Origin of the sequence: Streptomyces sp. ALI-76-A, assembly GCF_030287445.1 — a bacterium.
Classification (GTDB): Bacteria; Actinomycetota; Actinomycetes; order Streptomycetales; family Streptomycetaceae; genus Streptomyces.
Map to the genome: position 1 here is coordinate 4,625,174 of NZ_JASVWB010000002.1, position 12,340 is coordinate 4,637,513.

The following is a 12,340-nucleotide window of genomic DNA, read 5'->3' on the forward strand; positions in this document are numbered from 1 at the left end:
GGCGTGGGCGCACCGGCGACGACGCCAGAACCACCAGAACTATCAGGCTGACAAAGTTCGGCCCCGCCTGCGCAACAGACGGGGCCGAAGGGTCGTACGGACCGATCAGGCGGGAAGCACAACGACGAAGCGCTCCGGCTCCTCGCCCTCGGACTCGCTGCGCAGGCCGGCGGACTTGACCGCGTCGTGCACGACCTTGCGCTCGAAAGGTGTCATCGGCTTCAGCTGGACGGGCTCGCCCGAGTTCTTGGCCTCGGCTGCGGCCTTGGCCCCCAGCTCGGAGAGTTCCTCGCGCTTCCTGGCGCGGTAGCCCGCGATGTCCAGCATCAGCCGGCTGCGGTCCCCGGTCTCCCGGTGGACGGCCAGCCGCGTGAGCTCCTGCAAGGCTTCCAGCACCTCGCCGTCGCGCCCCACCAGCTTGTGCAGGTCACGGCTGGCCGAGTCGCTGACGATGGAGACAGCGGCTCGGTCGGCCTCGACGTCCATGTCGATGTCGCCGTCGAGATCGGCGATGTCCAGCAGACCCTCCAGGTAGTCCGCAGCGATCTCGCCCTCCTGCTCCAGGCGGGTCAGGGTGTCTGCACCCTCGGCAGCGGCGGAGGTGGTGCCTTCCGTCACGGGATGGACTCCTTCTTACTTCTTGGACGGGGACTTGGGCCGCTGCGGGCCCTTGCGCTGTCCGGACTGGGCCTTGCTGCGGGCACTCCCGCCTGGCTTCTGGCCGGCTTTCTTGGCTGCGGGCTTGGCGTCCTCGGGCTGGTCGTCGGACTTGCTGAGCGACGTCTTCTCACCGGCTGGCTGCTCACCAACCGCCTTCTGAGCGGCCGCCTCGTCCGCGGCCTTCTGAGCGGCGGACTGACGCTGCGACTTGGACTGCCGCTTGGGCTGCTGGCGCTTGGGCGCGGCGGCGCTCGTCGGCGTGCCGTCCTCCGCCTGGGCGACGGCCACGGTCTCGCCCTTCACCACAGTGCCGTCCGCCTGGGCCGCGAGACCCGCCTTGTTCAGGCCGTTGATGAACTTGCGCTCGAACTCGTTGCGGTCGCGGCCCTTGGCCACGATGGCCTTGACGATGGCCTTCTGACCCCGGCCGCGCGTCTTGCCGTGGTGCGTGACGTGCTTGTACAGGCGGTCCAGGTACGCGGCCTGGGCCTTGGACCCCGGGGTCGGGTTGTTGCGGATGACGTACATCTGCTGACCCATGGTCCACAGGTTGGTGGTCAGCCAGTAGACGAGGACACCGACCGGGAAGTTGATGCCGAAGACGGCGAACATGATCGGGAAGACGTACATCAGCATCTTCTGCTGCTGCATGTACGGCGTCTTCACCGTGGTGTCGACGTTCTTCGTCATCAGCTGGCGCTGCGTGTAGAACTGCGAGGCCGACATCAGGACGATCATGACCGCGGTCACGACGCGGACGGTGGTCAGCGAGGCGTCGAGCGCGGCGACGTCCGAGGAGCTGTCGGTGAACTTCGCGGCCAGCGGGGCACCGACGATGTGCGCCTTCTGCGCGCTCTCCAGCAAGCTCTCGTTGATGACACCGATGGTGTCGTTGTTCGCGATGCTGTTGAGCACGTGGTACAGCGCGAAGAAGAACGGCGACTGCGCCAGGATGGGAAGGCACGAGGAGAGCGGGTTGGTACCCGTCTCCTTGTACAGCTTCATCATCTCTTCGGACTGACGCTGCTTGTCGTTCTTGTAGCGCTCCTGGATCTTCTTCATCTCGGGCTGCAGCGTCTGCATGGCCCGGGTCGCCTTGATCTGCTTCACGAAGAGCGGGATCAGGCAGATGCGGATCAGGATCACCAGAGACACGATGGACAGGCCCCAGGCCCACCCGGTGTCATCGCCGAAGATGGCGCCGTACACCGTGTGGAACTGGACGATGACCCAGGAGACAGGTGTCGTGATGAAGCTGAAGAAGCTGGCAATCGTGTCCACTAATCATGCTCCTTGGGCATGGGACGGGGTCTCTGCGGCCGGGCTCGAAGGAGCCTGCCCCTCGGTGGCCGATTCGGCGGAAGACGGCCCGCCCTTGCGTGCGCTCCAGGTGTTTCGCAGCATTTCGTGCCACCGCGGACGCTTGCGCGGCGGGACATGGTCCACACCGCCCAGCGACCACGGATTGCACCGCAGGATGCGCCAGGCCGTGAGTGCCGTGCCCTTGACCGCACCATGCCGGTCGATGGCCTGGTAGCCGTAGCGGGAGCACGACGGGTAGTACTTGCACACCGGCCCGAGCAGCGGGCTGATGGTCCACTGGTACAGCTTGATCAGCGCCAGCAGCGGGTACTTCATCGCGCGCCCCCTCCCAGCAGCCGCTCGAGGGCGGCGTCCAGGTCTCGGGCCAGTTGTGCATGGTCGGCGTCACCCGCACCGGGCAGCGCTCGTACGACTACCAGGCTACCGGGGGGCAGCAGGGGGACTCGGTCGCGCATCAGATGGCGGAGCCTGCGCTTCACCTTGTTGCGCACGACCGCACCGCCCACGGCTTTGCTGACAACGAAACCCGCACGCGTCGGGGGAGCGCTCTCCCCAGGCGCGTGCGGGTCCGTTGTACCGCTACGGAAGTGGACGACGAGAGACGGGCGTCCAGCCCGACGACCTCGTCGTACCGCGGTCGCGAAGTCCTCGCGCCGCCTCAGCCGGTTGTCGGTGGGCAGCACGACGTCATGACCTGACCGGGATCAGGCGGACAGACGGGCGCGACCCTTGTTACGGCGGGTCGCGAGAATCGCGCGGCCGGCACGGGTCCGCATCCGCAGGCGAAAGCCGTGGGTCTTCGCGCGACGACGGTTGTTCGGCTGGAAGGTGCGCTTGCTCACTCGGGGGCTCCAGAAAGAAATCGGGGTTTGCGGGCGCCGTCCTGGCTGTCACCGTGCGCCCACGAGTAGCTCGCGTCACGCCCGAGTGCACCGCTGACCGATCACCCAAATGATCTGTGCCCATCGGAGGCAGGCGGCAGCAGCCATCGACAACTCGACCTGGTTACGGTACGCGCGGCTACGCCATCCGGTCAAACCAGGGGTCACCGGGAGACACTGTCCACAGGCTGGGGACAACAACTTGAACCTCAGCCGTCGCCCTGACTACCGTGGCTGAACTCCGATTCGTTCCCTTGTAGCTGTCCCACCCCATTTGAATCCCGACCGGTCCCGAACCACACGTTCGTGGGACCCCGTGAGAGAGCGTGCCCTGTGGCTGACGTACCTGCCGATCTTGCCGCAGTGTGGCCACGAGTACTGGAGCAGCTTCTCGGTGAGGGGCGCGGGCAGGGGGTCGAGACCAAGGACGAGCACTGGATCCGCCGCTGCCAGCCCCTCGCGCTGGTCGCGGACACCGCCCTGCTCGCCGTACCGAACGAATTTGCGAAGGGCGTGCTCGAGGGCCGGCTCGCGCCGATCGTCAGCGAGACACTGACCCGCGAGTGCGGCCGGCCGATCCGCATCGCGATCACCGTCGACGACTCGGCGGGCGAGCCCCAGGCCCCGCCTATGCCCTCCTCCCGACCCCAGCAGCAGCGCTACGAGGAGCCCGAGCCCCCGCCCCATCAGTACGAGGGCTACGGCCGCCACCGCGCCGACGACCACCGGCAGGCCCGCGGCGAGCAGCACCCCGGCTCCCAGGGTGACCACGGCCCCCGCCCGGACCAGCTCCCGACCGCCCGCCCCGCGTATCCCTCCGAGTACCAGCGCCCCGAACCCGGCGCCTGGCCCCGGCCGCCGCAGGACGAGTACAGCTGGCAGCAGCAGCGGCTCGGCTTTCCGGAGCGCGACCCGTACGCGTCGCCGTCCCAGGACTCGTACGGTTCCCCGTCCCAGGACTCGTACGGATCCCGCGCGCAGGACTCCTACTCCCAGGACTACCGTCCGCAGCCGATGGACCGCGGCCCGTACGACGGCCAGCGTCCCGACTACGACCAGTCGCGTGGCGACTACGACCAGCGTGACGGCCGCCGGGACCGCCCCGAGATGCCGTCCGGCTCCGGTCACGTCCACCGCGGCGGTCCGGTCGGTTCCCAGCTGCCCGCCAACGGCGCCCCCGGCCCACTGGCCGCGCAGCCCGCGCCGGCGACCGGTCCCGGTGAGCCGACCGCGCGCCTGAACCCGAAATACCTCTTCGACACGTTCGTCATCGGCGCCTCGAACCGGTTCGCGCACGCGGCCGCGGTGGCCGTCGCCGAGGCACCCGCGAAGGCGTACAACCCCCTGTTCATCTACGGGGAGTCGGGACTGGGCAAGACCCACCTGCTGCACGCGATCGGGCACTACGCGCGCAGCCTCTACCCGGGCACGCGGGTGCGCTACGTGAGCTCGGAGGAGTTCACCAACGAGTTCATCAACTCCATCCGCGACGGCAAGGGCGACAGCTTCCGCAAGCGCTACCGCGAGATGGACATCCTGCTCGTCGACGACATCCAGTTCCTCGCGGACAAGGAGTCGACGCAGGAGGAGTTCTTCCACACGTTCAACACGCTCCACAACGCGAACAAGCAGATCGTGCTCTCCAGCGACCGGCCGCCCAAGCAGCTGGTGACCCTGGAGGACCGGCTGCGGAACCGTTTCGAGTGGGGCCTGATCACCGACGTGCAGCCGCCCGAGCTGGAGACGCGTATCGCCATCCTCCGCAAGAAGGCGGTCCAGGAGCAGCTCAACGCCCCGCCGGAGGTACTGGAGTTCATCGCCTCGCGGATCTCCCGCAACATCCGCGAGCTGGAGGGGGCGCTGATCCGGGTCACGGCGTTCGCGTCGCTCAACCGGCAGCCGGTGGACCTGGGCCTGACGGAGATCGTCCTCAAGGACCTCATCCCCGGCGGCGAGGACTCGGCGCCCGAGATCACCGCCACGGCCATCATGGGCGCGACCGCCGATTACTTCGGCCTCATGGTCGAGGACCTGTGCGGCACCTCACGCGGGCGCGCGCTCGTCACCGCTCGCCAGATCGCCATGTACCTGTGCCGCGAGCTGACCGACCTCTCCCTGCCGAAGATCGGCGCGCTGTTCGGCGGCCGCGACCACACCACCGTGATGCACGCTGACCGCAAGATCCGCAATCTGATGGCCGAGCGGCGCTCCATCTACAACCAGGTGACCGAGTTGACGAACCGCATCAAGAACGCCTGACCGCCGCGCAGACGCGTCACCGAGGGCGCCCCCGGACCGGATCCGGGGGCGCCCTTCTTCGTGCGCCCGTCACCAGCTGTTCGATTACCTGCCGGGTTACGGCCTCTCTCCACAGATTCGGTGACTTTTTCCCGTCCACACCCTGGGGACTGGGGAGTTGTCCAGATCGTGTCCACAGGCGCCCGAGGTGAGAGACCATCAGGCCAGGTCAAGTGCTTGTGGATTCGTGGACAAAGGATGTCCACAGGCTGTGGACGAAGGGATGGTCCACAGCCTGTGCACCAAGTTGTCCACCGGCGGCCCACAGGCTGTGGTCGGTTGTCCCCAGCGATCCCCAGCTTCTCCACATGCCTGTCCACTGTTCGGCAACGTGATGTGCCTGATCACCGGGTCGAGTGAAAGGCGTCACACGAAGGTGCCGGGTTGGCCTGTGGGAAAGGTGGGTAAAGCTGGGGACGGCGCTGGGGAGAACTCCCCTCAAGCTGTGCATGGAGTGTGCAGAACTTTCTGTTCTCCACAGACAGGCCCGGTTGTCCACCGCCGCCGCCCACAGGCCCCGTGGACAAAATTTCCAGTCTGACCTGCACAAACGAGGTTATCCACGGTATCCACAGGCCCTACTACTACTCCCAACTAGAGAGAGCTGGGAATCCGTTTCGAAGTGGGTCCTGTGCACAACTCGCCGCTCGGCGCCCGACTGCCCCTCGTCACGACTTGACCCCGAGAGGCACCTACTGTCAGTGGGGTGCGTCAGACTGTTCCCCGGCGTCCTTCCCCGCAGTGGGGCCGACGACACCGAGACAGACGACGAAGCCAGGCAGGCCGAGAAGCGCCGGCAACAGCAGGAGGCGGCAACAGTGAAGATCCGGGTGGAACGCGACGTACTCGCGGAGGCAGTGGCCTGGGCGGCACGCAGCCTCCCGGCCCGTCCGCCGGCGCCTGTCCTCGCCGGCCTTCTGCTGAAGGCCGAGAACGGCCAGCTGAGCCTGTCCAGCTTCGACTACGAGGTCTCCGCACGGGTGTCCGTGGAGGCGGAGGTCGAGGAGGAGGGCACGGTCCTCGTCTCGGGCCGCCTGCTCGCCGACATCTCCCGCGCCCTGCCCAACCGGCCGGTGGAGATCTCCACAGACGGTGTACGGGCGACGGTGGTGTGCGGCTCCTCGCGCTTCACCCTCCACACACTGCCTGTGGAGGAGTACCCGGCCCTGCCGCAGATGCCGAACGCCACGGGCACCGTCCCCGGTGAGGTCTTCGCCTCCGCCGCCGCCCAGGTCGCCATCGCCGCCGGACGCGACGACACGCTGCCCGTCCTGACCGGTGTGCGGATCGAGATCGAGGGCGACACCGTCACGCTGGCGTCCACCGACCGCTACCGCTTCGCGGTCCGTGAGTTCCTGTGGAAGCCGGAGAACCCGGAGGCGTCCGCGGTCGCCCTGGTGCCCGCCAAGACGCTCCTGGACACCGCCAAGGCCCTCACGAGCGGCGACAGCGTCATCCTGGCGCTGTCCGGCTCCGGCGCGGGCGAGGGGCTCATCGGCTTCGAGGGCGCCGGTCGTCGCACGACGACCCGGCTCCTGGAGGGCGACCTCCCGAAGTACCGCTCGCTGTTCCCGACGGAGTTCAACTCGGTGGCCGTGATCGAGACCGCCCCCTTCGTGGAGGCCGTCAAGCGTGTGGCCCTGGTCGCCGAGCGCAACACCCCGGTGCGGCTCAGCTTCGAGCAGGGCGTGCTGATCCTGGAGGCCGGCTCCAGCGACGACGCACAGGCTGTGGAGAGGGTCGACGCCCAGCTGGAGGGCGACGACGTCTCTATCGCCTTCAACCCGACGTTCCTGCTGGACGGTCTGAGCGCCATCGACTCCCCGGTGGCCCAGCTGTCGTTCACGACGTCCACCAAGCCCGCGCTGCTCAGCGGCAAGCCGGCGCTGGACGCCGAGGCGGACGAGGCCTACAAGTACCTGATCATGCCGGTGCGGCTGAGCGGCTGAGCGGCTCCTTCGGAGAACCCGCAGGTCGGGGCCTACGTTTGAGCGCGTATGCCCACAGATGTGCGCGAGCGTCCGGGTTTAGGCTCGGACGCAGGTACGGAAGTGCCGTAACGCCACGTCGCACACCTAAGGAACAACTGATGGAGCTCGGTCTCGTCGGCCTCGGCAAGATGGGCGGCAACATGCGCGAGCGGATCCGCCGCGCAGGCCACACCGTCGTCGGATACGACCGCAACCCGGACCTCGCCGATGTCCACAGCCTGGAAGAGCTTGTGGGCAAGCTCAAGGGTCCGCGTGTGGTGTGGGTGATGGTCCCGGCCGGTGCCGCGACCCAGGCCACCGTCGACGCACTCGGCGAGCTGCTGGAGCCCGGTGACGTCGTCGTGGACGGCGGGAACTCCCGCTGGACCGACGACGAGAAGCACGCCGTGGAACTGGCCGCCAAGGGCATCGGCTTCGTCGACTGCGGTGTCTCCGGGGGCGTCTGGGGCCTGGAGAACGGCTACGCGCTGATGTACGGCGGTGACGCGGAGAACGTCGCCAAGGTGCAGCCGATCTTCGACGCCCTCAAGCCGGCGGGCGACGCGGGCTCGGTGCACGCCGGCAAGGTCGGTGCGGGCCACTTCGCGAAGATGGTCCACAACGGCATCGAGTACGCCATGATGCAGGCCTACGCCGAGGGCTGGGAGCTGCTGGAGAAGGTCGACTCGGTGACCGACGTCCGGGAGGTCTTCCGCTCCTGGCAGGAGGGCACCGTCATCCGTTCCTGGCTCCTGGACCTCGCGGTGAACGCCCTCGACGAGGACGAGCACCTGGACAGGCTCAAGGGTTTTGCCCAGGACTCGGGCGAGGGACGCTGGACTGTGGAAGCCGCCATCGACAACGCCGTGCCGCTGCCCGCGATCACGGCCTCCCTCTTCGCGCGGTTCGCGTCGCGCCAGGAGGACTCTCCGCAGATGAAGATGATCGCCGCGCTGCGCAACCAGTTCGGTGGCCACGCGGTCGAGAAGAAGTAATCCACAGGGCTGCTCGGCGGTCCACAACCCTGAGGGAGGTCGGTGAACGACCATGCACGTCACGCATCTGTCGCTGGCCGACTTCCGCTCGTACGCCCGGGTCGACGTTCCGCTCGACCCGGGCGTCACCGCCTTCGTCGGCCCGAACGGGCAGGGCAAGACGAACCTCGTCGAGGCGATCGGCTACCTCGCCACCCTCGGCAGCCACCGCGTCTCCTCCGACGCCCCCCTGGTGCGCATGGGCGCCGACCGGGCGGTCATCCGGGCGCAGGTCCAGCAGGGCGAGCGTCGGCAGCTGGTCGAGCTGGAGCTGAACCCCGGCAGGGCCAACCGCGCCCGCGTCAACAGGTCCTCGCAGGTCAGGCCGCGTGACGTGCTCGGCATCGTACGGACCGTGCTGTTCGCTCCCGAGGACCTCGCCCTGGTGAAGGGCGACCCCGGGGAGCGGCGCCGCTTCCTCGACGAGCTGATCACCGCCCGCTCGCCGCGCATGGCCGGCGTCCGCTCCGACTACGAGCGGGTCCTCAGGCAGCGCAACACCCTCCTGAAGTCGGCCGCGATGGCCAGGCGGCACGGCGGGCGCTCCCTGGACCTGTCCACGCTCGACGTCTGGGACCAGCACCTCGCGCGTGTGGGCGCCGAGCTGCTCGCCCAGCGGCTCGACCTGATCGCCGCGATCCAGCCGCTCGCCGACAAGGCCTACGAGCAGCTGGCCCCCGGCGGCGGTCCGGTGGCCCTCGACTACAAGCCGTCCGCGCCCGGCGAGGCGCACACCCGCGAGGACCTCTACGAGCAGCTGACGGCCGCGCTGCTGGAGGCCCGCAAGCAGGAGATCGAGCGGGGCGTCACCCTGGTCGGGCCGCACCGTGACGAGCTGCTCCTCAAGCTCGGTCAGCTGCCCGCCAAGGGCTACGCCTCCCACGGCGAGTCGTGGTCCTACGCGCTCGCGCTGCGCCTGGCGTCGTACGACCTCCTCCGGGCCGAGGGCAACGAGCCGGTGCTCGTCCTCGACGACGTCTTCGCCGAGCTGGACACCCGTCGCCGCGAACGTCTGGCCGAGCTGGTCGCGCCGGGCGAGCAGGTTCTGGTGACCGCCGCGGTCGACGACGACGTACCGCACGTACTGACCGGGACGCGGTTCACGGTGGCGGACGGGGCGGTGGAGCGCGCGTGAGCGCGGACGAGCCCGCACCGCGCCCGGAGGCCGGCGCGGCCGACGGCCCCACCCCCGGACCGGGCAAAAGCCCGGAACCCTCCGGTGTCGACCTCGCGCGCGTGGCGCTCAGGGCGGCGAGGGAACAGGCACGCGCGCGTGGGGACGCGGCACAGCAGAAGAAGCAGGCGCGGCGCGGCGGTCTGCGTTCCGGCGCACGGGCCGACGGACGCGACCCCATGGCGCTCGGCGCCGCCATCAACCGGCTGCTCACCGAGCGCGGCTGGGAGACGCCGGCCGCGGTCGGCGGGGTGATGGGCCGCTGGCCGCAGATCGTCGGCGAGGACGTCGCCAAGCACTGCGAGCCGGAGAAGTACGACGAGGACGAGCGGATCCTGGTCGTGCGCTGCGACTCCACGGCCTGGGCGACGAACCTGCGCCTGCTCGCCCCCACCCTCGTCGCCCGCCTCAACGAGGACCTCGGCCACGGCGCCGTGAAGCTGATCAAGGTGAACGGACCGAACGGTCCCGCCCGCCGCTACGGGCCCCTGCGCGCCCCCGGCAGCACGGGTCCCGGCGACACCTACGGGTGACCTCTCTCACATTCGGGGTGGTGCGCGGCCGGGCGGAGAAGCCCGTCGCGCAATCGCACGCGGTTGCGAATCCGCACCCGACTCCCAAGGAGCGCAGGGTTGACAGCCCGAAGCGCTGAGTGCCTCTGTGAGCCTCTCGGAGCCCCGCTCCGTATATGGGGACCCGGCGGAGACCGGTTCAGGGCGCCACATGAGGACTCAGGTACCAGCAAACCCCCATCACTGTCGGCGCTACCGGTAGACTGAGAGCCAATCCCGCCCCACTCGTGGGGACCGTCCGGGAAAAGCTGAGCAACGCTGATCAGGGCTTACCAACGCAACATGCCGCAGCCGCTCCGGCAACCCGCCGACGAGCCTGGCTCGTGCTGTGCCAGAAAGGGCGCTTCGTGGCCGATTCCGGCAACCCCAACGAGAACATCCCGTCCACCGACGCCGGCGCCAAGAGCGAGGCCAACACCTCGAACGGTGAGGTCACCGCCTCGTACGACGCCAGCGCCATCACCGTCCTCGAGGGTCTGGACGCGGTCCGCAAGCGACCCGGCATGTACATCGGGTCGACCGGTGAGCGAGGACTGCACCACCTCGTGTACGAGGTCGTCGACAACTCGGTCGACGAGGCGCTGGCCGGCCACGCGGACACCATCGACGTGACGATCCTCCCCGACGGCGGCGTCCGGGTCGTCGACAACGGACGTGGCATCCCGGTGGGCATCGTCCCGTCCGAGGGCAAGCCGGCCCTCGAGGTCGTCCTGACCGTGCTGCACGCGGGCGGCAAGTTCGGCGGCGGCGGCTACGCGGTCTCCGGTGGTCTGCACGGCGTGGGTGTCTCCGTCGTGAACGCGCTGTCCTCGAAGGTCGCCGTCGAGGTCCGGACGGACGGCCACCGCTGGACGCAGGACTACAAGATGGGCGTCCCCACGGCGCCGCTCGCCCAGCACGAAGCCACAGAGGAGACCGGCACGTCGGTCACCTTCTGGGCCGACGGCGACATCTTCGAGACCACGGAGTACTCCTTCGAGACGCTGTCGCGGCGTTTCCAGGAGATGGCGTTCCTCAACAAGGGCCTGACCATCAAGCTCACCGACGAGCGTGAGTCGGCGAAGGCCACCGCCGGGGCGGACGAGGCGGGCGCCGACGAGAAGGACGAGGTCAAGACCGTCACGTACCACTACGAGGGCGGCATCGTCGACTTCGTGAAGTACCTCAACTCCCGCAAGGGGGAAGCGGTGCACCCGTCGGTCATCGACATCGAGGCCGAGGACAAGGACCGGCTCCTGTCCCTCGAGGTCGCGATGCAGTGGAACGGCGGTTACAGCGAGGGTGTGTACTCCTTCGCCAACACCATCCACACCCATGAGGGCGGCACCCACGAAGAGGGCTTCCGCGCGGCGCTCACGAACCTGATCAACAAGTACGCGCGCGACAAGAAGCTGCTGCGGGAGAAGGACGACAACCTCACGGGTGACGACATCCGCGAGGGTCTGACCGCGATCATCTCGGTGAAGCTGGGCGAGCCGCAGTTCGAGGGCCAGACCAAGACCAAGCTGGGCAACACGGAGGCGAAGACCTTCGTGCAGAAGGTCGTCTACGAGCACCTCACCGACTGGCTGGACCGCAACCCGGTCGAGGCGGCGGACATCGTCCGCAAGGGCATCCAGGCGGCCACCGCGCGCGTGGCGGCCCGCAAGGCCCGTGACCTGACCCGTCGCAAGGGCCTGCTGGAGTCGGCGTCCCTGCCGGGCAAGCTCTCCGACTGCCAGTCGAACGACCCCACCAAGTGCGAGATCTTCATCGTCGAGGGTGACTCCGCCGGCGGCTCGGCCAAGTCCGGCCGCAACCCGGAGTACCAGGCGATCCTCCCGATCCGCGGCAAGATCCTCAACGTGGAGAAGGCCCGGCTCGACAAGATCCTGCAGAACCAGGAGATCCAGGCGCTGATCTCCGCGTTCGGTACGGGTGTGCACGAGGACTTCGACATCGAGAAGCTCCGCTATCACAAGATCATTCTCATGGCGGACGCCGACGTCGACGGCCAGCACATCAGCACCCTGCTGCTGACCTTCCTGTTCCGTTTCATGCGGCCGCTGGTCGAGGCCGGGCACGTGTACCTCTCCCGTCCCCCGCTCTACAAGATCAAGTGGGGCCGGGACGACGTCGAGTACGCGTACTCCGACCGCGAGCGCGACGCGCTGATCGAGCTCGGCCGCCAGCGCGGCAAGCGCATCCGCGAGGACTCGATCCAGCGCTTCAAGGGTCTCGGTGAGATGAACGCCGAGGAACTGCGCATCACGACCATGGACCAGGAGCACCGCGTCCTCGGCCAGGTCACCCTCGACGACGCCGCCCAGGCCGACGACCTGTTCTCGGTCCTCATGGGCGAGGACGTCGAGGCGCGCCGCCAGTTCATCCAGCGCAACGCCAAGGACGTCCGCTTCCTCGACATCTGAGTCGGTCTCAGCTGACCGCA

General features: G+C 68.5%; 11 protein-coding genes. 6 read left to right on the forward strand and 5 right to left on the reverse strand.

Features of this window, described 5'->3' with window-relative positions; translation table 11 throughout:
- Nucleotides 1-105 precede the first annotated feature (105 nt).
- From QQS16_RS21600 to rpmH, 5 genes are read right to left on the reverse strand one after another with little or no spacing between them, the layout of a single operon-like run.
- Nucleotides 106-618 carry a Jag family protein gene (locus QQS16_RS21600; RefSeq protein WP_286063489.1) on the reverse strand — a complete coding sequence of 171 codons (513 nt, stop codon included), beginning with the start codon at nt 616-618 and terminating at the stop codon, nt 106-108.
- A gap of 15 nt (nt 619-633) precedes the next feature.
- Nucleotides 634-1,941, reverse strand: a complete 1,308-nt coding sequence (gene yidC, locus QQS16_RS21605; RefSeq protein WP_286063490.1) for a membrane protein insertase YidC — start codon at nt 1,939-1,941, stop codon at nt 634-636.
- Between the two features lie 3 nt (nt 1,942-1,944).
- On the reverse strand, nt 1,945-2,298 hold the full coding sequence (gene yidD, locus QQS16_RS21610; protein WP_286063491.1) for a membrane protein insertion efficiency factor YidD: 354 nt from the start codon (nt 2,296-2,298) through the stop codon (nt 1,945-1,947).
- Nucleotides 2,295-2,666, reverse strand: a complete 372-nt coding sequence (gene rnpA / locus QQS16_RS21615; protein ID WP_286063492.1) for a ribonuclease P protein component — start codon at nt 2,664-2,666, stop codon at nt 2,295-2,297. The genes yidD and rnpA overlap by 4 nt, the downstream gene beginning before the upstream one ends.
- A gap of 21 nt (nt 2,667-2,687) precedes the next feature.
- Nucleotides 2,688-2,825 (reverse strand): 50S ribosomal protein L34, encoded by a 138-nt coding sequence (gene rpmH, locus QQS16_RS21620; RefSeq protein ID WP_286063493.1) that lies wholly within the window; start codon nt 2,823-2,825, stop codon nt 2,688-2,690.
- A 372-nt stretch (nt 2,826-3,197) separates the two neighbouring features.
- On the opposite strand from rpmH, the gene dnaA reads away from it, so the two are divergent.
- The 6 genes from dnaA to gyrB all read left to right on the forward strand — a co-directional run bounded on the left by dnaA (nt 3,198) and on the right by gyrB (nt 12,320).
- Complete coding sequence (gene dnaA, locus QQS16_RS21625; protein WP_286063494.1) at nt 3,198-5,123, forward strand: chromosomal replication initiator protein DnaA; 1,926 nt, start codon at nt 3,198-3,200, stop codon at nt 5,121-5,123.
- Nucleotides 5,124-5,980: 857 nt separating this feature from the next.
- On the forward strand, nt 5,981-7,111 hold the full coding sequence (gene dnaN, locus QQS16_RS21630) for a DNA polymerase III subunit beta (RefSeq protein ID WP_286063495.1): 1,131 nt from the start codon (nt 5,981-5,983) through the stop codon (nt 7,109-7,111).
- A 140-nt stretch (nt 7,112-7,251) separates the two neighbouring features.
- Nucleotides 7,252-8,127 (forward strand): phosphogluconate dehydrogenase (NAD(+)-dependent, decarboxylating), encoded by an 876-nt coding sequence (gnd, locus tag QQS16_RS21635; protein ID WP_286063496.1) that lies wholly within the window; start codon nt 7,252-7,254, stop codon nt 8,125-8,127.
- A gap of 52 nt (nt 8,128-8,179) precedes the next feature.
- Complete coding sequence (gene recF, locus QQS16_RS21640) at nt 8,180-9,301, forward strand: DNA replication/repair protein RecF (protein WP_286063497.1); 1,122 nt, start codon at nt 8,180-8,182, stop codon at nt 9,299-9,301.
- Nucleotides 9,298-9,873: a DciA family protein gene (locus QQS16_RS21645; RefSeq protein WP_286063498.1), complete on the forward strand. Its 576-nt coding sequence runs from the start codon at nt 9,298-9,300 to the stop codon at nt 9,871-9,873. Before recF ends, QQS16_RS21645 begins: the two co-directional genes overlap by 4 nt.
- Nucleotides 9,874-10,235: 362 nt before the next feature.
- Complete coding sequence (gene gyrB, locus QQS16_RS21650) at nt 10,236-12,320, forward strand: DNA topoisomerase (ATP-hydrolyzing) subunit B (protein ID WP_286063499.1); 2,085 nt, start codon at nt 10,236-10,238, stop codon at nt 12,318-12,320.
- The last annotated feature ends 20 nt before the right edge of the window (nt 12,321-12,340 follow it).